The 21,036-nt window shown below is 58.6% G+C and carries 19 protein-coding genes; 14 read left to right on the top strand and 5 right to left on the bottom strand.

Going from position 1 to position 21,036, the window contains the following annotated elements; translation table 11 throughout:
• Positions 1 to 35: 35 nt before the first annotated feature.
• The 3 genes from DX908_RS05740 to DX908_RS05730 form a co-directional block, all read right to left on the bottom strand.
• A complete protein-coding gene (locus DX908_RS05740; RefSeq protein ID WP_116391458.1) occupies positions 36 to 395 on the bottom strand; it encodes a DUF423 domain-containing protein in 360 nt (119 codons plus the stop codon).
• A gap of 45 nt (positions 396 to 440) precedes the next feature.
• Positions 441 to 1,349, bottom strand: a complete 909-nt coding sequence (gene ubiA / locus DX908_RS05735) for a 4-hydroxybenzoate octaprenyltransferase (RefSeq protein ID WP_116391457.1) — start codon at positions 1,347 to 1,349, stop codon at positions 441 to 443.
• A gap of 153 nt (positions 1,350 to 1,502) precedes the next feature.
• Positions 1,503 to 3,371 carry a DUF885 domain-containing protein gene (locus tag DX908_RS05730; protein ID WP_116391456.1) on the bottom strand — a complete coding sequence of 623 codons (1,869 nt, stop codon included), beginning with the start codon at positions 3,369 to 3,371 and terminating at the stop codon, positions 1,503 to 1,505.
• A gap of 165 nt (positions 3,372 to 3,536) precedes the next feature.
• Here DX908_RS05730 and nuoE point away from each other — a divergent pair, with 165 nt between their 5' ends.
• The 5 genes from nuoE (at position 3,537) to DX908_RS05705 (ending at position 8,076) form a co-directional block, all read left to right on the top strand.
• Positions 3,537 to 4,202, top strand: coding sequence for an NADH-quinone oxidoreductase subunit NuoE (gene nuoE, locus DX908_RS05725; protein ID WP_116391455.1), 666 nt, complete (start codon positions 3,537 to 3,539; stop codon positions 4,200 to 4,202).
• A gap of 3 nt (positions 4,203 to 4,205) precedes the next feature.
• A complete protein-coding gene (locus DX908_RS05720; protein WP_116391454.1) occupies positions 4,206 to 4,664 on the top strand; it encodes a PaaI family thioesterase in 459 nt (152 codons plus the stop codon).
• A 32-nt stretch (positions 4,665 to 4,696) separates the two neighbouring features.
• Positions 4,697 to 5,638, top strand: a complete 942-nt coding sequence (locus DX908_RS05715; protein WP_116391453.1) for a polysaccharide deacetylase family protein — start codon at positions 4,697 to 4,699, stop codon at positions 5,636 to 5,638.
• Positions 5,631 to 5,852, top strand: a complete 222-nt coding sequence (locus tag DX908_RS05710; RefSeq protein ID WP_116391452.1) for a hypothetical protein — start codon at positions 5,631 to 5,633, stop codon at positions 5,850 to 5,852. Before DX908_RS05715 ends, DX908_RS05710 begins: the two co-directional genes overlap by 8 nt.
• A 127-nt stretch (positions 5,853 to 5,979) precedes the next feature.
• Positions 5,980 to 8,076 carry a TonB-dependent receptor plug domain-containing protein gene (locus tag DX908_RS05705; RefSeq protein WP_147303735.1) on the top strand — a complete coding sequence of 699 codons (2,097 nt, stop codon included), beginning with the start codon at positions 5,980 to 5,982 and terminating at the stop codon, positions 8,074 to 8,076.
• Between the two features lie 2 nt (positions 8,077 to 8,078).
• Here the strand turns inward: DX908_RS05705 and DX908_RS05700 are convergent, their stop codons facing one another.
• Positions 8,079 to 9,431 (bottom strand): CoA transferase, encoded by a 1,353-nt coding sequence (locus tag DX908_RS05700; RefSeq protein WP_116391450.1) that lies wholly within the window; start codon positions 9,429 to 9,431, stop codon positions 8,079 to 8,081.
• Positions 9,432 to 9,542: 111 nt separating this feature from the next.
• Here DX908_RS05700 and DX908_RS05695 point away from each other — a divergent pair, with 111 nt between their 5' ends.
• The 3 genes from DX908_RS05695 (at position 9,543) to DX908_RS05685 (ending at position 14,005) form a co-directional block, all read left to right on the top strand.
• Positions 9,543 to 9,971, top strand: a complete 429-nt coding sequence (locus DX908_RS05695) for a nuclear transport factor 2 family protein (protein ID WP_116391449.1) — start codon at positions 9,543 to 9,545, stop codon at positions 9,969 to 9,971.
• 89 nt (positions 9,972 to 10,060) lie between these two features.
• Positions 10,061 to 11,392, top strand: a complete 1,332-nt coding sequence (locus DX908_RS05690; protein WP_369122913.1) for a M28 family peptidase — start codon at positions 10,061 to 10,063, stop codon at positions 11,390 to 11,392.
• An 837-nt stretch (positions 11,393 to 12,229) separates the two neighbouring features.
• Positions 12,230 to 14,005 (top strand): YadA family autotransporter adhesin, encoded by a 1,776-nt coding sequence (locus tag DX908_RS05685; RefSeq protein ID WP_158548524.1) that lies wholly within the window; start codon positions 12,230 to 12,232, stop codon positions 14,003 to 14,005.
• Positions 14,006 to 14,118: 113 nt separating this feature from the next.
• Here DX908_RS05685 and DX908_RS05680 read toward each other — a convergent pair whose 3' ends face one another.
• Positions 14,119 to 15,243 (bottom strand): hypothetical protein, encoded by a 1,125-nt coding sequence (locus DX908_RS05680; protein WP_147303734.1) that lies wholly within the window; start codon positions 15,241 to 15,243, stop codon positions 14,119 to 14,121.
• Between the two features lie 147 nt (positions 15,244 to 15,390).
• Here DX908_RS05680 and nuoF point away from each other — a divergent pair, with 147 nt between their 5' ends.
• The 6 genes from nuoF (at position 15,391) to DX908_RS16420 (ending at position 21,011) form a co-directional block, all read left to right on the top strand.
• Positions 15,391 to 16,689 (top strand): NADH-quinone oxidoreductase subunit NuoF, encoded by a 1,299-nt coding sequence (nuoF, locus tag DX908_RS05675; RefSeq protein WP_116391445.1) that lies wholly within the window; start codon positions 15,391 to 15,393, stop codon positions 16,687 to 16,689.
• A gap of 432 nt (positions 16,690 to 17,121) precedes the next feature.
• Positions 17,122 to 17,817, top strand: a complete 696-nt coding sequence (locus DX908_RS05670) for a TorF family putative porin (protein WP_116391444.1) — start codon at positions 17,122 to 17,124, stop codon at positions 17,815 to 17,817.
• An 18-nt stretch (positions 17,818 to 17,835) separates the two neighbouring features.
• Entirely contained in the window at positions 17,836 to 18,879 is a 1,044-nt protein-coding gene (locus DX908_RS05665) for a GNAT family N-acetyltransferase (protein ID WP_116391443.1), read from the top strand.
• A gap of 85 nt (positions 18,880 to 18,964) precedes the next feature.
• The gene (locus DX908_RS05660; protein ID WP_116391442.1) at positions 18,965 to 20,071 is read left to right on the top strand and encodes a serine hydrolase domain-containing protein; all 1,107 of its coding nucleotides are present in this window, start codon (positions 18,965 to 18,967) and stop codon (positions 20,069 to 20,071) included.
• 42 nt (positions 20,072 to 20,113) lie between these two features.
• A complete protein-coding gene (locus DX908_RS05655; RefSeq protein ID WP_116391441.1) occupies positions 20,114 to 20,425 on the top strand; it encodes a YciI-like protein in 312 nt (103 codons plus the stop codon).
• Positions 20,426 to 20,489: 64 nt separating this feature from the next.
• Entirely contained in the window at positions 20,490 to 21,011 is a 522-nt protein-coding gene (locus DX908_RS16420; RefSeq protein ID WP_199564603.1) for a septal ring lytic transglycosylase RlpA family protein, read from the top strand.
• Positions 21,012 to 21,036: the final 25 nt, after the last annotated feature.

The raw sequence follows: 21,036 nt of genomic DNA, 5'->3' as shown, positions 1-21,036 counted from the left end.
AGCATGGTCCGTCGTGTCATCGCAAAATGCATCACTCATCTCCTTATCGCGCCGATGGCCGCAAGGGCCCATCCCGCCAGCATCAGGATGCCGCCGATCGGGGTGATGGCCCCGAGGATCGACGGCGCTCCAAGAGCGAGAGCATAAAGCGAGGCCCCAAAGACGGTGCAGCCGAGGGCGAGGCACCATCCGCCGGTGACAAACAGGCCCTTTTGTCCCGACACCCCGACGGCAAAGGCCGCCACGGCATGGGTCAGAAGGTAGAACGTCCCGGTCTGCCACCAGTCCGCCGCCTTTTCGGTGAGCTGGCCATCAAGGGCATGGGCGCCGAAAGCGCCAGCCGCGACGGCCAGAAATCCGAGGAGGGCAGCGGCGAAGGTGAGGGTCTTGCTCATGGCTCTACACCTGCCTGTTCGGGCGGGCGCGCTCAAGGTTACGCGTCATGCGGCAAAAAGGGGCAGGGTCAGGAGGATCCCGGTCAGGACATTCGATTTAAAGAGCTTCAGGCAAAGCGCCGGGTCCTCGATATCAAGTTTGCGGATCTGCCAGATGAAATGGAGCGCTGCGGGCAGAAGGAAGGGGAGCCCGTGAAGGGCGTCTTCTGCGATAAGGGCGAAGGCAAAAAGAACGAGGGTCAGCCCGAAAAAGGCGGCGATGGCGGTGGCGGAATGCTGACCCAGACGCCGGGCGGAGGATTTGACCCCGACCAGCGCGTCATCCTCCCGGTCCTGATGGGCGTAGATCGTGTCATAGCCGAGCGTCCAGAAAATGCCGGCGGCATAGATCATCATCGCACTGACGGGAATCGTCCCGGCAAGGGTCGCGGCCCCGACCAGCACGCCCCAGTTAAAGGTCAGCCCGAGCCAGGCCTGCGGCCACCAGGTGATCCGCTTCATGAAGGGGTAGCCCGCGACAAGGATCAGCGAGCAGAGCCCTGTAATGATCGCGGGCAGGCCAAGCTGGAGGAGGACGGCAAGACCGATCAGGCAGAGAAGAACGAGAAGCACCCAAGCGGCGGCGGGTTTAATCCGGCCGCTGGCGAGGGGCCGGGCGGCGGTGCGCTCGACCTGCCGGTCGATGTCGCGGTCGATAATGTCATTATAGATGCAGCCCGCCGAGCGCATGACGAAACTGCCGACGAGGAAGAGAAACCAGAAACCGAACATCTCATGGGCCGGTGTCGGGTTGGGCCGCGCGACCAGCGATCCCCAGAAGCAGGGGATGAGAAGGAGCCAGACCCCGACTGGGCGGTCAGCACGCATGAGGCGCAGATAGGGCTGGATCGGGCGGGGCAGCCTGTCGACGAAGGTCGGCACGGCGTCAGGCGTTTTGGTGTCGGTCTCGCTCATGGGCTTGACCGGTAGCAGGGGTTGGGGGTGAGATAAAAGAAAAAGGCCCCTACAGAAACAATGCGTAGGGCGGATGGCAATGCCATCCGCCACTTTGGGCGATGTGTAACTGGCGGAGCGCCTTCGGCGTTCCGCCCTACCATGATGAGGGACTTACCCCTTCTGGCTTTCGATCCACTGATCGACGCGCTTTTCGAGCAGGTTCATCGGCAGACCGCCGCCGCCAAGAACGGTGTCGTGGAAGCCCTTGATGTCGAAATCATCGCCAAGCTCTGCTTCGGCCTTGGCGCGGATTTCGAGGATCTTCAGCATACCAATCTTGTAGGAGGTCGCCTGACCCGGCCAGACGATATAGCGCCGGACCTCTGAGACGATCTGCTGGGTCGCAGCCGGGGAATTGTCACGGAAATAGGCGATGGCCTCTTCCTCGGTCCATTCCTTGTGGTGGACGCCCGTATCGACGACGAGCCGGATAGCCCGCCAGATCTCGGTCGTCAGCCGGCCGAAATCTGAATAGGGGTCTTCATAGGCGCCCATCTCCTTGGCGAGGAGTTCGGAGTAGAGGGCCCAGCCTTCGGCATAGGCGTTGAAGAAAGACTGCGTCCGGAAGGTCGGCACGCTGGTCAGTTCCTGCGCGATCGAAATCTGCATGTGGTGGCCCGGATTGCCCTCGTGATAGGCGATCACCTCCAGCTGCGGGATCGGCATCGAGCTCATATCCGAGAGGTGGGCGTAATATACGCCCGGGCGCGAGCCATCCGGCGTGCCCGGATAATAATGCTGGGCAGCGCCATCCTGTTCGCGGAAAGCTTCGACCCGTTTTACGACGAGATCAGCTTTCGGGAGCAGGCCGAAATACTCAGGCAGCTTATCATTGATGAATGCGAGGTGCTCATCGGCGGCGTCGATATAGGCCTGACGGCCTTCATCCGTGTTCGGGAAATAGAATTGTTCATCGTCGCGGACAAAGGCGAAGAACTCCTGCAGCGTGCCTTCAAAGCCGACCTGCTCCTTGATGGCTTCCATCTCGGCGCGGATGCGGGCGACTTCCGACAGGCCGATCTCATGGACTTCGTCCGCCGTCAGATCAGTTGTCGTCGCAAAGGCGAGCCGCTCGGCATAGAATTCGCGGCCATTCTCGAACTGCCAGAAGCCGGTCGCGACTTCGGGGCTGTTCTCAAGATCGCCTTCAGCAAAGGCGATGAGACGGTCATAGGCGGGTTTGACGTCCTCGAGGAGGGCGGTGCGGGCCGCTGCGCGGAATTCCTCCGCCTCCGCCTCATCAATGACGCCGGCTTCGAGGAGGCCTGCCAGTTTCTGGTTGGCGGCAGCATAGAGCGGGGTTTCGCCTTCGCCCTCGAACGGCGCGCCGCTTGAGAGCGCTTTTGACTGCTCAATCACGGCTTCATAGGCCCAGCTCGGCGGGTGGATGCCTTCGGCGGCGCTTAGCTCGGCCCGGTCGATGAGCTGGTTGAGGGCGCGCCCGAGTTCCGAAAGCCGCGAGACGTAATCGGCCATGTCCTGCTCGGTCTCGACCGAATGGAAATTGATGATGACATTCGGCAGCGAGCTTTGCGGCCCCTGCATCTGGGAGAAGACATAGCCCATGCGCCGGAAGGGCAGGGCGTCTTCTGCGCGTTTGAGCTCATAGATCCAGATGTCATAGGAGGTCTGCGCCTCGGGGCTCAGCTTGTTGTAGTCGAAATTCGCTTTCAGATCGGCGACGGTCTGGCGGCGCCATTCGAGCTGTTCGTCCTCGGCAGCTTCGGAAACATCGTCGATCTTGCCGTAATCTTCGTCCTTGATGCCAAGGGAGGCCTTGGTGATCGGCGAGAACTCCAGCTGCTCCAGCCAGCGATCCTCGAACCATTCATTGAGCCGGGCGGATTCCGCTTCGATCTCAGCTTTTGTGTAGGAGACCTCTTTGCTGGTCTCGGTCTTGCCGGTCTCCGCCGGCGTTTTGTCGCCGCTACAGGCGACAAGAGCCGTCGTGCCGAGAAGTGTAAGCAGAAATGCGCGCATGAATTTATCCCTCATTCCGGTGATCGCTAGATCCAAGATAGTCTTATCGAATTTCGATGCAAGGTATCCTTGAGACACCCTGTAGCATGATCTGCGCTGGACATTCACGGGCGACATCACGAAAAGGCCCGCCACAAGACAATCTCCTAACGCGACGGATATTCCATGGCCGACCGTAAACCCGCCCGACAGCAGCCCGACAGTTTCGCCTGGACCGAAGAGAACAAAGCCTGGTGCGAGACGCAGATCGCCAAATTCCCTGAAGGGCGTCAGGCCTCTGCCGTCATTCCGTTCCTGTGGCGTGCGCAAAAGCAGGAAGGCTGGGTCTCGATCCCGGCGATGGAGGCGATCGCCTCGCAACTCGGCATGCCCTATATCCGGGTCTATGAGGTCGCGACCTTTTACACGATGTTCAATCTGCGGCCGGTCGGCACCTATTTCGTCCAGCTCTGCGGGACGACCCCCTGCATGCTGCGCGGGGCAGAGGATCTGGCGGCAGTCTGCGAAAAGGTCATCGGCCCGCAGAACACGGTCAATGAGAGCGGCAATCTCTCTTGGCTCGAAGTCGAATGCCTTGGCGCCTGCTGCAACGCGCCGATGGCCCAGATCAATGACTATTACTACGAAGATCTGACCCCGGAGAAACTCGAGGAGATCCTCGGCAAGCTCGATCGCGGGGAATATGTCGAGCCGGGTGTGTTCAATCCGGGCCGTCACACCTCCGATCCTGAGGGCGACAATACCTCGCTGACCGAGGCGTCGCTTTATGATGGATCGGCGGCGAAGAAGATCGGCAAGCTGCCCAATTCCGAGCCCGCAGAAGCCGGCTGAGCCATGGTGACGAAGCCTCCGACGCTGGAGGAACTCACCGCCTATCGAGACCGCTTCATGGCCGGGTTTCCGACGCCGACCTCGGCGCAGTTCCTCGGCTTTGATGTTGTCGAGATCGATGTCGAGGCCGGCACGGCGACCATCGATTTTCTGGCAACGGACCGTATGCTGAACCCTGCGCAAAAAGTGCAGGGCGGCATCCTGACCGCGATGATGGACGATACGATGGGCCCGCTGATGCATATCATGTCAGCCGGGCGCATGATGCCGTCGACCACGGACATTCACACCCAGTTCCACCGCCCGGGCCTGCCCGGACCGATGCGGTGCACGGCAAGGATCACGCGGATGGGGGCGACCCTGTGCACGTCCTCGGCGGAGCTTTTCAATGACAAGGGAAAGCTGCTGGCAAGCGCGATCCAGACCGCAATGATGCTGCCTTTCAGCCCGCCGCAAAAGTGACAGAAGGTCATGACCGGCCTAGACTGGCTGGTATGAAAACCTTTCTCTCCCTGCTGACCGCCCTGATCGCCGCTTTTTCCTTGGCCGCAGCGGAGCCTGCGCCCCGGCGCATTGCGCTCACCTATGATGACGGGCCACGTGAGGATGGGCGGGTCTTTACCGGCGATGAGCGGGCAACAGCGCTGATCGCGGCGCTCAAGGGCGTTGAGGCAGGACCCGTCGCATTTTTCGTGACGACGGACGGGTTTGATCAATTGCCGGGCGGCAAGGCGCGGATGGAGCGCTATGCGGCGGCAGGGCACCTCATTGGCAATCATTCCCATACGCATCAATGGGCGCACAGAGTTTCTGCTGAGGACTATCTTGCCGATATCGACGAGGCGATTGTCCGGCTGGAGGGGTTTGAGAACTGGCGGCCCTGGTATCGCTATCCCTATCTTGATGAAGGGCGGGAGATTGAAAAGCGGGATGTCATTGCAGCGGGGCTGGCGGAGAGAGGGCTCAGCAATGGCTATGTCACCATCGATAACTATGACTGGTATATCGACAGCCAGATGCAAAAGGCCCTGAAAGAGGGCCGCGAGGTCGATTTCGAAAAGCTCGGCCAGCTTTATACGGATATGTTACTGGGTGCAGCGGATTTCTTCGATGAGGCGGCGGTAGACACGCTCGGCCGGTCGCCCATTCATGTGCTCCTTCTTCATGAAAATGACATTGCCGCGCTCTATGCGGATGATCTTGTGACCGCGCTGCGCGAAGCTGGCTGGGAGATCGTCAGCCCCGATGAGGCCTTTGCCGATTCCATCGCGCAGATGATCCCCGAGACGCTTTTCACCGGGCAGGGGCGGGTGGCTGCGCTGGCCGCCGATAATGGCCGCAGCCCGCGCACTTTTGACTATTGGGCATCAGATGAAGCCCGCATCGATTCGGAGATCGAGGCGCGCGGCATTTTTGGAGAAGTGACCGATGAGTGATCAGCAGCAGGACGATACAAAATTCTTCATGTGGTATGGCCTGATCGAGGGAACAGCACTCATTCTGGCGGTTGCCTGGTGGTATTTCGGGCACCGGAATTTCAGCTATCTCGTCTTCTCAGTGGTCCTAATCGCGTTGATCGGGTCGACTTATCTTCTGCCTAAGGTGCTGACCCGGGCGAAGAGAAATAGTGACGAAAATTCAGGTGATTAACCAAGTCTGACTGGAACCTTTCCAAGACTACACGTGTAGTCTAATTCGTTTCCCGTTATCGATATCCAGTAAGTGAGGGATCGTACCGCACAGAGTACGACCGGGCAGATATCGGGGAGCCGAACAGGTGAAATTGTTGAATTCGACAGCGTGCGCCGTGTGCGCCGCAATGATGGCGCTCGCGCCAGCATATGCCGCTCAGGACGCAGGCCAGCTGACCTATGAGGAAGATGGTAAGCAGATCTTCCTGCCGGAATATTTTGATCGGTATGCCCCGCAAACAGCGCGGGACATGATCTTCAATGTGCCGGGCTTTCAGGTTCGTTCAGCAGATCAGAAGCGCGGGTTGGGGCAGGGCGGCACCAATGTGCTGATCAATGGCTCGCGGGTGTCTGGCAAATCAACAGATCCGCTTGATGTTCTCTCCCGGACATCGCGCGAGGCGGTCGTCCGTATCGAGATTCTCGACGGCGCAACGCTGGGGATCTCAGGGCTATCCGGACCGGTTGCGAATGTCGTTCTGAACACGACCAAAACGACGGGCAATTTCGAATGGCGCCCGCAATTCCGTAAAGGCCTTGCGACCCGCTGGACCAATGGCTCGGTCTCTGTCTCCGGGACGGCGAAGGGCGTCTCTTATACGCTCGGTTTTGAGAATGATGCCTTCCGCAATGGCGCATGGGGACCAGAGCTTGTGACGGGTCCGAACGGGGAGATCCTTGAAACCCGTTACGATGACGTCCAGCCCTATGGGGAGAATCCGGAAGTCACGCTGAGCCTGGGTCACAAGGATGCCGCCGGCCGCGAAGCCAATTTCAATGCCAGCTTTGCGCTTTTCGATTTTGAGTTCTCCGAGATTTCTCGCCGGTCCCCGACCGATCCGATGATCCCTGACAGCTATCGTGTCATTGATGATTATGAGGATGAGTGGAACACGGAGATCAGCGGCGATTACGCCTTTGATGCCTTTGGCGGGCGGATGAAGCTGATCGGCTTTCAGTATCTCGAACACAGCCCCTTCAAATCTGAAGGCCGCCTGCATGACGAGAACGGATTTGTCTATTCTGAACGGTTCGAGCGGACGGTCGATGAGGGGGAGAGTATCCTCCGTATCGAGCAGAACTGGCCGATGGGCGAGGGCAAGTCTTTCGAGCTTGGCGCAGAAGCTGTCTATAATTTCAACGAAGCTGAATCCGCTTTCTTTGACATTGCTGAAGACGGCACCGAAATGGAATTCGATGTTCCGGGCGGGAACACCAAGATCGAAGAGCGCCGCGGCGAAATCTCCGGGACCTATAATTTCCCGCTGGGCAAGAAACTCGACATTCAGGCCTCGCTGGCCATGGAATATTCCGAGCTCGAACAGACCGGCGATAATGGCAATAAGCGGTCCTTCACACGGCCCAAGGGCTTTGTCTCCGCGACCTATGACTGGTCAGAGAATGTTGAGCTGCGTGCGCGGGTCGACCGCCGTGTCGGTCAGCTCGATTTCTTTGCCTTTGCCAGCTCTGTCGATCTTCAGGACGGCAATGACCGGGCCGGGAACACCGACCTCTCACCCCAGCAATCCTGGTTCTATGAGGCGGCGATCGAAAAGACGTTTAAGGACGAAAGTCAGGTGACGCTGTCCTTCCAGTATGAAGACATTGAGGACATCGTCCAGCGTATCCCGATTGCCGTCACTGATCCGATGACGATGGATACGGTGATGAGCGAAGGCTTTGGCAATGTTCCCGAGGCCACGCGCTGGCGGATTGAGCTGCAGGGGACCCAGATGCTCGAGAAGATGGGCGTCAAGGGCGGCCAGTTCGACTACCGCGTTTTCTATCGAGAAAGCGAAATTGCCGATCCGTTCTCAGGGGCCCTTCGCCGCCTGAATGACGAGACAAAATGGTTCTACCGCTTTGAATACCGGCACGACATACCGGATACGGATTATGCCTGGGGCATGTCGATCGAGGATTTTGAAAATTCAGAAGCCTTCTTTGGCACTCAGGTTAGCCTTTATGACCAGAGCGCCCCGACATGTGAGATTTATGCAGAGCACAAGGATTTCTTTGGCATGAATGCGCAAATCTATGTGTTCAACATTCTGAACTACACGGAAGATTTCCGCCGCGACGTCTATGATGGCCAGCGGCCGGATGGTGAGTTCCTGTTCCGTGAGGCGCGCGAATTTGCCTTCAATCCGATTGTCGGGATCAATTTCTCGAAGACGTTCTAGCGTTACGGGGTGCGTCCTGCCCATTGGGGGAGGGAGGCGCCCAACTCGGTGGCCTGACGGTCCCAACCCCAAATGAGGCCGCTCCCGTGCAAGGGCGGCCTCAATCTTTTTGCGGGGCCCCAGCTGGTTTCCTCGATCTTCTCATCAAGATCGTCCGTAGACGATGACATGGGGAAGGTCTGTATCTCCGGTGCCGGATAGGATGCGAGGAGTTCTGCCGTCCGGGCGAGGGAGAACCGGGCGGAATGAACGCTGCCTGAAAGGGATTTTCGGAGCGCGACCATGGCGGCGGCGGCCATCAGATAGCCTGTGGCAAAATCGAGGGCCTGACAGGGCAGGGGGTGAGGTTTATCCGTGCTCGCCCAATTCATGCCCTGATCGGCGATACCCGAAGACATCTGCACAAGGCTGTCAAAACCGCGCCGTCCCGCCCAGGGCCCGGTCCAGCCATAGGCATCGAGTGTAATCTCGATCAGGCCGGGGGAAAGCAATCGCCGGCGCGAGGCATCGAGACCTAGCGCCTCCAGCGCGCCCGGCCGGTAGCCGTGAACAAGGATGTCTGCTTGCGAGAGCAGGTCTTCGAGAATCTCGCGCCCCTGCGGGGTTTTGAGGTCGAGATGGGCGCAGCGTTTGCCCAGCGTCACTTCGGGAATGACATTGGCCTCATCCCAGCCGGGCGGATCGATGCGCAGGACTTCCGCGCCATAGCCGGCAAGGGTGCGGGTTGCGACGGGCCCTGCGAGGACGCGAGTGAGGTCGAGTATGCGCAGTCCCTTCAGCGGGCGGTCTGCTGTGCCTTCCCATTGTCTGGGGGCGGATTGAACCGGATCACTCCAACCGATCAGCGGTTCGGCGGCGACGGCCATGCCTTGCGGATTGGCCTGCCATTCGGCGCGGGAATGCATGGCGGCAGCGACGCCACCTTGGGCCACGATGGCGGCTTCAAGATCATCCTTCTGCCATTCACGGACGGCAGGCGCGGTGCTGTCACGGGTCGGCTCGGTGCCAAGAACGCGCAAAGCTGCCTGCCGGTGATGGGGGAGGTTCGTGTGAAGACGAATCCACCCGTCGATTGTCTCATAATCCCCTGCCATGGGATCCCAGACGGGCGGCAGCTCCCAGCCCTGCGGATGGATCGAGAAGCCAAACCAGAGGGAGGCGAGCCGCCGGTCAACGGTGACTGGCGCGGGCTCTCGCGTCAGGCCCATTTCCATCATCAGGCCAGCAAGCGCCGTCCCGATCGCGGCAAAGGAATGAACGGCCAGATCCGTCACCGCATAGCAGGAGGGCAATTGCCCGCTGCCGGTGACCCGCGGCGATATCTCCAGCCCTAAGGCGTCGCTGATCTCTCTCATCCGGGCTGACTAGCACAGCGCGTCGGTGTGACGACAACTGGGCACCGCATCGCAGACTCGTCACGGCCGGGGGGCTTCGATAGGCTGAAGGAGAGGAAGAAGGAGCGCGCCATGAAACCTCTTGCGATGATCGCTGCGATCTTGTTGCTCACCGGGATGGGGCATGCCGAGCCGGATGAGATGCCGGCGAGCCGCGACGTGATTGAGGGCTTTGTGGCAGCGTATAATGCCAAGGATCTCGACGGCATGATGGCTCTCGCCCATCCCGATATCGAATGGATCGCGGTCGATGGATCAGAGAGCGAGGTCTTTTCCGCAGGGACAGCGGCGCTGGCAGAAGAGATGACGGGGCATTTCGTCTCCGCCACTTTTCCGCATGGTGAGCTTTCAAACTGGTCGGTCAATGACGACTTCGTTGCTGTCACGGAAACCGCGAGCTGGACAGGCGCCGATGGCGAGGAAAAAGAGCAGTCCTCCATCGCGGTCTATCAGCTCGACGAGGGGCTGATCCGACGGGTCTGGTATTATCCCTCACGCTAGGATTTGCGGCGCTCGCCCGAATATCGCATGGTCCGGCAAAAATGAGGATTGCCTCCATGATCAGACTTGCCGCCATCACCACCGCCCTGATGCTGGGCGCCGCCGCAACTGCCCAGACCGCGCCGCCTTCGGAGGTCATGAAGCTTTATGACATCGCCGAGGCGCCATCGGCGGACCGGATTTATGCCGACATTGAAAAGCTGGTGAGTTTCGGCACGCGGCACACGGCGTCAGAAACAGAGAGCGACACGCGCGGCATCGGCGCGGCCCGGCGCTGGATTTTCGCCGAGTTCGAGAAGATTTCAGATGAATGCGGCGGCTGCCTTGAGGTGATCTATGTCGGGGACACGGTCTCCGGCGAGACGCGCATCCCAGATCCGGTCGAGGTCGTCTCGGTGCTCGCGATCCAGCGCGGCAAGCGCGACCCGAACCGCATGGTCATGATGTCGGGCGATATCGACAGCCGGGTAACGGACGCCATGAACGCAACGTCCGACAGTCCGGGGGCGAATGATAATGCCAGCGGCATGGCGGGGACGATTGAAGCCGCACGCATCCTCTCAAAATATGAGTTCGATGGGACGATCATTTATGCCGGCCTTGCGGGTGAAGAGCAGGGGCTGTTTGGCGGCAAGATCGTTGCGCAACATGCGCTCGATGAGGGCTGGCAGATCAAGGCCGTCCTCAACAATGACATGATCTCGAATATCTCCGGCATTGATGGGGTTACGGATAATACGGTGGCACGGGTATTCTCAGAGGGCACGCGGGCAGTCGAGACGCCCGAAGAAGCACGCGCCCGCCGCTTTACCGGTGGCGAAGTCGACAGCCCGTCGCGGAACCTTGCGCGCTATATTGACCGCATGGCGGATCAGTATCTGACCAATCTCGATGTCATGATGATCTACCGTCTCGACCGGTTCGGGCGGGGTGGGCATCACCGGCCCTTCAATGCAGTTGGCATTCCGGGCGTGCGGATCATGGAAACCCATGAGCATTATGACCGTCAGCATCAGGACCTTCGGACAGAGGAGGGCCGTGAATATGGCGATACGCTCGATGGAGTCGATGCGGGATATGCCGCCAAGCTGACGGCGCTCAACATGGTGACGCTTGCCGGGATCGCTGGCGCGCCGCCATTCCCTGCCAATGTCAAAGCCGAAGGGGCGGTCCAGCCCTCCGCCAAGCTCACCTGGGAGCATGGCGGAGACAAAAAGGCGATGAAGAACCTTGCCGGATACCGGGTTTACTGGCGTGAGACGACAGCGCCGCAATGGACGAATTCCCGTTTCGTCGGGAATGTCACAGTGTGGGATTTCACGAACATCGTGATCGACAATTACTATTTCGGTGTCTCTGCTGTCGCAAAGGACGGCTCTGAAACGCCAGTTGTCTTCCCCGGCGCAGCGGGCGCGTTTTGACCCCTGGTGAATGGGGATTACTGACGTTCAAGTATAGATGACTGCGCGCGTTCGTAATGCAGTTAAAAGGGCTATTGGTCCGCGCGCCGATGGCTAACATCTGGTTATAATTGCGACATTCTGACGCAACCATAGGGTGGCATAAACTGCTCTTGCCCGTACTGGTAGTGGTACGCGATGTGAAGGCGAAATAGCTTTTATGTATATCGATAAATCCAAATAATAGCATATAAGTGCCGGCAGTTCAGAGCGTTGACGCAGGGCTGCTGCCACTGGCGGCGATATTGAGTCGCAGTCACAAACTAAGGTAGAGAAATAATATTAGACACACAAATAGGTTGTGTCACAAAGTGTGATTGAATATCAAAGCAGTAGATTCCATCGACCAAAAATGTGCAGTGCACACAAATATAGTCTCTGATTCTAATTAATAGTCGATTCAATTCGACTCTGCATGACTCCAAACAAGGCATATATTTGTCATAATCAGAGTCAAGATTTTGGATTATTGCATGATGTATATATATATCTGGGAGGTGGAGTGTGGTTTATACTATGTCAAAGCGTATCATGCGCTTCCGTTTGTGTGTTGGTGTGAGTGCAATATCCGCATTATTCTATAATAATCCGGCTAGTGCTCAAATAGCGCCAGGTGATGCTGTAAGTGTATGTTCCGGTGTTTCTCTCAGTAGAAGTACCATAACGGATGTCATCACACCTATTATAGAAGGGATTGTCGCGCCGACAGAAAATACGGTCAACAATGCTTTGGGGATTATAGAGATTATCCCAATTGTTGGTGCGACGATTCCGGATTTATCGATTGATACGACGACGTTGCTATCTGACGCCGCAGCAGGCGGGAATATCTCTTTGCAGGTTGTTGCTCTCGACGGCGATCTCGTTGGGCCGGCTGACATGTGCGCGGCAACAGCTGATGCATTCCAACTGGACACCGAAGGCGGCATCTCCATTGGTGGCAACCAGATTACCGGACTTGGGACGGGAGGCGAGGCGGCTATTGCGGGCGAGGCAGACTCGATCGCTTTCGGGAATAACGCCGTCACGGATGCGACCGCGACCCAGTCGATTGCGCTCGGGACAGATGCGAATGTTGCAGCTAATGCCGTTGGGAGTCTTGCGCTAGGCGCTGGGGCATCGGTCGATGCTGCGAACTCTGCCGCCCTTGGGCAGAACTCAATCGCGCTTCGGGGAGGGACAGCCAGCTATACCGCCATCGGTGTAACAGGCGCTCAAAGCTCAGTCGGTGAAGTCTCCATTGGCAGTGCGGGTGCGGCCCGACAGCTTACTAATCTCGCAGCTGGGTCTGCGGATACCGATGCCGTCAATGTCGCGCAGCTCACAGGCGTCGCATCAGCTCTGGATATCAGCATTGATACCCTGGGGACGGATATTGCAGCCCATCTGGGCGGCGGGGCGTCTTACGACGGGCTGACGGCCCAGATTTCTGCGCCTTCCTATACGGTCAACGGCGTAGGCTATAATACCGTAGGCGGAGCGATTGCTGCGCTCAATGCTGCGGCTGGCGGGACGCCAACGGGCGATCTGGGCCCGGTTGGTGTCTCTGTTGCGGCACTCATCGGGGGCGGCGTATCGTTCAACCCGGTGAGCCAACAGGTGGACGGACCCTTCACCGTGGATGGAACATCCTACACCACAATCGAAGCAGCGATCGATGGGGAGACCGCCAATAGCGTTCAGTATGATGACGGCAGCTTCGGTACGGTCACCCTGGCCGGGGCAGGGGGAACGCGCCTGACCAACCTTATTGACGGTTCCCTGTCAGCAGCATCAAGCGATGCTGTCACGGGTGCGCAGCTGTTTGCCACCAACCAGGCGGTTACCTTCAACACAACAGCGATCAATAATCTGCAGCAGCAGTTCAACAACTTCACGGCCAGCGGCGGCACGGGAGCTGTCGTCTACGCGGATCCTGCTACGCCCGATCAGCCTAATGATGGAACGCAGACAGATAATGTCACCTTTGTCGGGGCTTCTGGCGGAGCTGTTGTCGTCAGCAATGTGGCGGACGGAGACGTCAGTGAGGGATCAACACAGGCCGTCAATGGCGGCCAGCTATGGCAGACCAATCAGAATGTCGCCTCAGCACAGGCAACGGCTGATCAGGCGCTCGTTCTTTCTGCAAATTCCGTCCAGTATGATGCGGGAGGGCAGGCTGTGACTTTTGGTCCGGGAGGCGATCCTGTTCGGCTGCAGAATGTCGCAAGAGGCGTTGCGCCGACGGATGCGGTCAATGTCGAGCAGCTCAATGAGGGGCTGAACGATGCAGTGGCTCAGTCGATGGCGTATACGGACCAGCAGATTGAGAACATTAATCTCAGTTTCGATGCGCTCGAGCGGCATTCAAATGCTGGCACCGCCAGTGCGTTGGCCGCAGCTGGCCTGCCTCAGGCAAATGAGCGAGGCAAGAGCATGCTCGCGCTCGGCGTCGGTCTCTATGAAAACCAACACGGGGTCGCGTTCGGCTTCTCACGGGCTTTTGCTGAAGGTCATGCCTTGCTGAAAGTCGGGGCCAACTACAATTCAGCGAACAATCTCGGCGCTTCGGCAGGGGTTGGTTGGCAATTCTGACCCCATAGCCCCAAGCGGAGAAGTGGGGGAGGTGGGCCGGAAATTCCCGTGCCGATTGAGGATGGCTGACCTCTCCTGCAACTTCGCTGGGCCTTCGCGATGAAGGCTCACTTCTAATCCCGCTGCATACGCGATTGTCTGTAGACGTCCTCTGGCATCTGGGTCGGCTCCAACCCGTAAAGATGGTCGCAGGTTTCGACCTCTGCAAAGGTTCGGGCGACCTGGCGGTAGTCCATCTGGCCGTCAGGCAGCTGGAAAGTGCTCAGTTTTTCCATCGCCTTGGCGTCGAGTGCGGCGATGATTTCCTGATCCGTCTTTGATGGATCAAGTAGTTTGATGAACCGGGCGGCATGGATGCCGCGCTGCTGGAAGTAGCCTGCCGCCTGCGGGTTCGTCTGGTAGATACCGCGCAATGCTGCATAGGACGACGAACATTCCGCATGCGATGGATTAGGATTGGCAAGCTTGCTTGGCTCAATCCGCGCGCCCATCTCGAATTTCGCGTCACAGGCGGCGACATCCTTCCAGAAGGCGTTCTGGGCCGCATTGTCCTGCCCCTCGACGGCGGCGGGCAGTTTGCCTTCCCATAGGGTGGCCTTGTCTGCATTCACTTCGCTCATCGGGATGTTGGCAAAAGCGCTTTGCACATCCACGCGCTGCTCAAGCTGGGACTGGCGCAGGCTGAAATTGATCGTGGCGCCATTGTTCCACAGCATGGCGACAGGGGACTGCTTCACGGCCTGAGTTTTCGCACCGCCGTCATATGTCCGATAACAGGCGACAATTTCCGCTGCCGGGATGTCACGCATGCGGTCCTGACGAGAGACGATCTCCTTTGCGCGATCGCTTTTCGGGGTGATGACCGGGGTCATGCCGAAAACTCTGTCGCAATGAGCGAGCTGCGCCATCATGCCGTTGATCGTCGGCCTGTTTGTCTGAATGAGCGCGAGGCGGAGCCGTTGGGACTCATTCTGGCTGGTGAATTCGGCAGACGCCATGCTGGCAAAACCTAGAAATTCACTGGCCTTTGCGGCGCGTTGGTCGAATTGGGCTTCGCCCAGATGGTCCCAGTCCTCGGCACCCAGCAGTCGCAGGCTGTCGATATTATCCTGAGCGGCGAAATAGAGCGGGTAGCAGGTCGCGGCATCCCCATAATCGGGTTCAGTGGCTTGCGCGCTCATCACACCGATGCTGACTGCCGCCAGTCCCGCCAACAGACCCTTCAACGACCTGCTCATAATGTTCTCCCCTGTCCCAATCAGGTGAGAGAATAAGCCCAATTCGGGCCTTGTGGACAAGTTCGCGCGCCTGTGCCGCCTTGCCCGTCACGCCGTTTCCGCCTAACCGTCGCGGCCAATCGACAATTCTGATGACCGGACCCTTCGATGCTCCAGGATAAAGACCGCATTTTCACCAATCTCTATGGCCTTCAGGACCCTTTCCTTGAAGGCGCGAAAAAGCGCGGCGCATGGAATGCGACCAAGGACATGCTCGATATGGGCCCAGACTGGATCATCGGGCAGATCAAGGATTCAGGGCTTCGCGGCCGGGGCGGGGCGGGCTTCCCGACGGGTCTCAAATGGTCCTTCATGCCCAAAGAAGTGAAGGACCGGCCGCATTACCTCGTCGTCAATGCCGACGAGTCTGAGCCCGGCACCTGTAAGGACCGCGAGATCATGCGGCATGATCCGCATCTCTTCATCGAAGGGTGCCTGATCGCCAGCTTCGCGATGAAGGCGAATGCCTGCTACATCTATATCCGCGGCGAATATATCTTCGAGCGCGAGCAGCTCCAGAAAGCCATCGACGAAGCCTATGAGGCGAAGTTGATCGGGCCGGGCAATATTCATGGCTGGGATTTCGACCTTTATCTTTCCCATGGCGCCGGCGCCTATATCTGCGGCGAGGAAACGGCCCTTCTTGAAAGCCTTGAAGGCAAGAAAGGCCAGCCGCGCCTGAAACCGCCGTTCCCGGCGGGCGCGGGGCTTTATGGCTGTCCGACCACGGTCAATAATGTGGAATCGATCGCTGTTGTTGGCACGATCCTTCGCCGCGGGGCCGACTGGTTCAAGGGCTTTGGTCGCGAGAATAATGCGGGCACGAAGCTTTTCTGTATCTCAGGTCACGTGAACAAGCCCTGCAATGTCGAAGAGGAGATGTCGATCTCGCTCAAAGACCTGCTGGAAACCCATTGCGGCGGCGTGAAGGGTGGCTGGGATAATCTCAAAGCGGTGATCCCCGGCGGATCGTCCGTGCGCTGTCTGCCTAAAGACATCTGCGATGATGTGCTGATGGATTTCGATGCCCTGCGTGAGCATCAGTCGGGCCTTGGCACCGCCGCCGTTATCGTCATGGATAAATCGACCGACATGGTCAAAGCAATTGCCCGGATTGCCTATTTCTACAAGCACGAATCCTGCGGTCAGTGTACGCCCTGCCGCGAGGGGACAGGCTGGATGTGGCGGGTTCTCACCCGCATGGCCAAGGGCGATGCGGAGATGTGGGAGATCGACAAGCTGCTCGATGTGGCAGGGCAAATCGAAGGGCACACGATCTGTGCGCTCGGCGATGCCGCGGCCTGGCCGATTCAGGGCCTGATCCAGCATTTCCGCCATGAGATCGAAGACAAGATCACGGCCTATCGCGCGAACAAGCCGCATGTGGCGGTGATGGCGGCGGAATAGACGCTGCACTCTTGTGCTGCGGCCTCTTCATTCTCTTTATCTATGGAATCGCGGTTCTGTTGATTTACTTCATCCTGCCGGTAGCAACCCGGTGGGATCTCAAAGCTGCGCGGTTCGCATAGACCGCGAAGGCTGATCGCCAGCCGACTCGCGTGGGCGCACTGCGTGCCAAACGCCGCGCGGACTCCAATTCAGAAATCAATGTGACCGGCATGAATCCTCGCCGATTAATGCGCAGAATGGCTATTCTGTGCCCGTTAGTCGCGAAAACGCGCCAATAATACGTGCAAAAATGCCACAATATTGTGCGTTACAGCATCACTTAGCAAAAAATGCTTTACGAGTGTGCAGTGCGGCATTTAGCTTTTGCTGGATTCGGCCGGGGGACCGGCGGGGCGGGAAATTTCGCCGGAACAAGCAAGGAGCGGTAAAATGAAGCAGGGTTTGCGGGCTGTCGTGGCGCTTGGCGCCATCGTGGCATCAGTAACGGGCGTTCAGGCCCAGGAGGCGGAAGTCAGCGCGAATGTCGCGCTCACGACCAACTATGTCTATCGCGGGATCACCCAGACGGATGACGGACCTGCCATTCAGGGCGGGTTCGATGTCTCCTATGGCGGCTGGTATGGCGGCACCTGGGCATCGAGCGTCGATTTCGGCGACGACACCACGATGGAGATCGACTTCTATGGTGGTTATGCGGGCAGCATCACCGAGACGATTTCCTATGATGTGGGCGCAATCTACTACGCCTATCCGGACTCCCCGGATATCGGCGGCGGCCAGCAGGATTTCTATGAAATCTATGGCGGCCTGTCGAAATCGTTCGGCGGCGTCCTCGATGCTGGCATCTCGGTTGCCTATTCGCCGGAATTCTACGGCGAGACCGGTGAGTCTCTCTATTATCTCGGCTCGCTCAGCTATGCGGCCGGCGAGAACGTCTCTGTCGACTTCACTTATGGTGTCAGCAGCTTCGAAGAGAATATGAACCAGGATTATCAGGACTATAGCGCTGGTGCGACATACTCCTGTCCGAAGACGGGTCTTGATCTTGGCCTGACTTACTACGGCACGACGGCCCTCATGGATAATACGTCCACGCTGGTCTTTTCGGTCGGCAAAAGCATGTAACTCGATTACGGAGACTGCATGACGCAGTCTCCGTTCCTACTCTCCCGCGCCGATGCAGAAGATGCCCTAGCCCTCTCCGATATCGGCCGGGAGACGTTCACCGAAAAATTCGGTCATCTTTATACCCCTGAAAATCTGGAAGCCTTCCTCAGCGAGTTTCACTCGCCTGAATGGTACGCCCACGCTCTATCAGAGCGCGATGTTGCGATCTGGGTGATCCGCAATGGCGACGGGCCGCTGGCAGGCTACGGCGTTGCTGGTCCCAACACATTACCGGTCGAAGATCCGGGCTCTTTGGACGGAGAGGTCAAGCGGATCTATGTCCGCGGGGGCCATCAGGGGCAGGGGCTAGGTTCACGATTGCACCGCGCCATGCTCGCCTGGTTGGAGGGGAGGGGACATGATCCGCTCTATGTTGGTGTCTATTCCGATAATGACGGTGCACAGAAACTCTATCGTCGCTTTGGCTTCGAGAAATGCGGCGAGTACACATTTCTTGTCGGCGCTCATGAGGATCATGAATTTATCTTCCGCCGTGAGGGACGGGCAGGTCCGAAGATCGTCACAGAGCTGACGAACGAAAGCGCAGCTGCTTCTCTCGATGTGATCCGTGCCGCTTTCGGGCAGGAGGACGAAGCGGACCTCGTCTCCCGTCTTCGTGCCGATGATGACATGCTGTTCGAAGCTGTAGCGATTGAGGGCGGACAGGTCGCCGGGCATGTCGCGCTTTCCCGCCTGCCGCTTGAGACGCTGAACGGTGAGATCATGGCGGCGTCACTGGCGCCGGTCTCGGTGCGGCCTGATGCACAGTCGAAAGGCCTCGGCATGATCCTGTGCGAGGCGGCGCTGAGCTGGTGGCAGGGGCAAGGCGCCGGTGTGACGGTCGTTCTCGGGCATCCCGCCTATTATCCGAGGTTCGGATTTTCCGCCGCGGCGGCGCGGGCACACCTTCAATCCCCCTTTGCCGAAGTGGGCGATGCCTTCATGCTTTCGGATCCGAACGGTCAACTCACAGGCATTAGTGGGGCAAAGCTTCATTACGCCCCTGCCTTCGGGATTTGAGGTCTGTTACTCTTCGGTACATAGATGTAACACTCAAGTTACATAGGCCCGGCAGTGTGAAGCCGTGGCCAAGGGAGGAACCGAAATGCCCACTAGAAATCGCGTCTCACTACTTCTTCTTGGCCTGGCGACAGGCATGGTCTCCGCCTGTGCAGCCAGCGGCGAAGCGGCTTCCTCACAAATGCCCGCCGCTTCGTCGCTACCTGCCGCAACCGAGTGGCGCGATGTCGATGCCGCGATTGAGGCGGCGCCGTTTGAGAATATCCGCGTCATCATCGGCACGACGGACGGCATTTTCTACGAATATGAGAAAGGCAATCTGCCCCGTGATGAGGCGTATTTCATCGCCTCGGCGAGCAAGATGCTGACCGGGCTGACCTTCACCCGCCTCGTAGAAGAAGGGGTGATGTCATGGGATGATCAGCCGCAGGATTATCTCGACTGGTGGACGAAAGATCCGGCGGATCCCCGCTCGGACGTCACGCTCAGCCAGCTTCTCGCCTTCACCTCCGGGTTTAATGATGGCGCGGAGTCGCGCGGATGCATCCGTGACCGGAAGAGTTCGGTCGATGCCTGCGCCATGGAGTTCTATAATAAGGGACAGGGCACAGCGCCGGGTGAAGCCTTTTTCTATGGCCCGGCTCATATGCAGATTGCCGCCGCCATGGCCGAACAGGCAACGGGCAAAGCCTATCACCAGCTGTTCCGCGAAACTGTCGCCCGGCCTGCCGGGTTGAGCGCCAAGACGCAATTCATCGCACCGAGCCCGCAAAACGCGCGTGCCTCCGGTGGGGCCAGGTCAACGGCGGAAGATACAGCGCGCCTTCTTCAATCGATCCTTGAAGGGAAGATTGTCACGGATCTTGATGACTGGACGAAGGACCGCACGGCGGATGCGCGGTTTGAAGTGCGGCCGGTGACCGCCGGGACGGAAGGGCTCGACTGGCACTATGCGCATGGCATGTGGGTTGAATGTGATGGGACGTTTACGGAGAGCTGTGCCCAAACTCCGATCGTCTCAAGCCCCGGCGCATTCGGCTGGACTCCTTGGATCGACATGGGGCGCGGCTATTATGGTGTCATTGCCATTCAGGAACGCCCTAAGGGCGGTCTGCGCCCAGCAACAGAGAGCGTGAAGCTCGAGCAGGCGATCCAGCCCCTGATCGAGCGGAAGCTCGACGCGGCCCGCTAATCACAACTTGGCGATCATCTCCTCCGTCCCTAGATGGAGGAGATGACTGACGATAAACATTTCCTCCTGACTTATGAGCTGTCGAGCGATTATCTTGATCGTCGTGGCGGCTATCGGGCTGAACATCTCGGCCTCGCGCAGCTCTACGCTTCCGATGGGAGGCTCGTGCTAGGGGGAGCCCTGGTCGACCCTGCGGATAAGGCAGTTCTGATCTTCAAATGCCCTGATGACAGTGATGTACGGGCTTTTGTTCAGGCAGATCCTTACGTCACCAACGGTCTTGTGACCTCCTGGTCGATCCGCGAGTGGATGACGGTGGTCGGCGATGAGGCCGCCTGGTCTGTGATAGTTTAACGCCAATTTGCCAGTAAGCCCCTTTTAGGCGTATTCTAGCCCCCTGTTTTGCGGGGGTGAGGCCGTGAAGAGCTTTATTGGACGGATACGAGCATCCCTGATCATCGGGGGATTGGCTTTCCTCGTGCCGTTCGGTGCGGAGTTTTTCGGCATCGATAATGATCCTGTATCTTTGCCGGCGGCGGCAGATGATGTGGCCACGGATCAAGTCGAGAAACCTGCCACTCGCGAGACTGTGCCTGAGACGACGAGCAAACCGGAAGTCATCAAGACGCCGGTGCCGCAGCCCTCTGGGGATCCCTTTGAATGCGGCCGGGCATCCTACTATGCGGATTCTCTCGCCGGGAACGGGACTTCAAGCGGCGAGCCCTATGATCCGCTGAAATATACAGCCGCTCACAAGACGCTGCCCTTCGGCACAAAAATACGTGTTGTGCGGACGGATGATAATCGCTCCGTCAATGTCGTCGTCAATGACCGGGGGCCGTTCACGCCCGGCAGGATCACGGATATTTCGCGCGTCGCGGCAGAGGATATCGGCCTTGTCATTGACGGTACGACAGAAGTCTGCATCTACATCAGATAATTCTTTGCTTGTTGAGAGGTCTCCG

Source organism: Parvularcula marina (genome assembly GCF_003399445.1).
GTDB classification, from domain to species: domain Bacteria; phylum Pseudomonadota; class Alphaproteobacteria; order Caulobacterales; family Parvularculaceae; genus Parvularcula; species Parvularcula marina.
This window is presented reverse-complemented; position numbering and strand designations above follow the sequence as displayed.

Coding starts and splice junctions, on each gene's coding strand:
- DX908_RS05730 (WP_116391456.1), bottom strand. CDS start 3,371: ATGCGCGCATTTCTGCTTACACTTCTCGGCACGACGGCTCTTGTCGCC.
- DX908_RS05680 (WP_147303734.1), bottom strand. CDS start 15,243: ATGAGCAGGTCGTTGAAGGGTCTGTTGGCGGGACTGGCGGCAGTCAGC.
- DX908_RS05665 (WP_116391443.1), top strand. CDS start 17,836: ATGACGCAGTCTCCGTTCCTACTCTCCCGCGCCGATGCAGAAGATGCC.
- DX908_RS05690 (WP_369122913.1), top strand. CDS start 10,061: ATGCTGGGCGCCGCCGCAACTGCCCAGACCGCGCCGCCTTCGGAGGTC.
- DX908_RS05740 (WP_116391458.1), bottom strand. CDS start 395: ATGAGCAAGACCCTCACCTTCGCCGCTGCCCTCCTCGGATTTCTGGCC.
- DX908_RS05715 (WP_116391453.1), top strand. CDS start 4,697: ATGAAAACCTTTCTCTCCCTGCTGACCGCCCTGATCGCCGCTTTTTCC.
- nuoF (WP_116391445.1), top strand. CDS start 15,391: ATGCTCCAGGATAAAGACCGCATTTTCACCAATCTCTATGGCCTTCAG.
- nuoE (WP_116391455.1), top strand. CDS start 3,537: ATGGCCGACCGTAAACCCGCCCGACAGCAGCCCGACAGTTTCGCCTGG.
- DX908_RS05660 (WP_116391442.1), top strand. CDS start 18,965: ATGCCCACTAGAAATCGCGTCTCACTACTTCTTCTTGGCCTGGCGACA.
- DX908_RS05720 (WP_116391454.1), top strand. CDS start 4,206: ATGGTGACGAAGCCTCCGACGCTGGAGGAACTCACCGCCTATCGAGAC.
- ubiA (WP_116391457.1), bottom strand. CDS start 1,349: ATGAGCGAGACCGACACCAAAACGCCTGACGCCGTGCCGACCTTCGTC.
- DX908_RS05710 (WP_116391452.1), top strand. CDS start 5,631: ATGAGTGATCAGCAGCAGGACGATACAAAATTCTTCATGTGGTATGGC.
- DX908_RS05670 (WP_116391444.1), top strand. CDS start 17,122: ATGAAGCAGGGTTTGCGGGCTGTCGTGGCGCTTGGCGCCATCGTGGCA.
- DX908_RS05700 (WP_116391450.1), bottom strand. CDS start 9,431: ATGAGAGAGATCAGCGACGCCTTAGGGCTGGAGATATCGCCGCGGGTC.
- DX908_RS05695 (WP_116391449.1), top strand. CDS start 9,543: ATGAAACCTCTTGCGATGATCGCTGCGATCTTGTTGCTCACCGGGATG.
- DX908_RS05655 (WP_116391441.1), top strand. CDS start 20,114: ATGACTGACGATAAACATTTCCTCCTGACTTATGAGCTGTCGAGCGAT.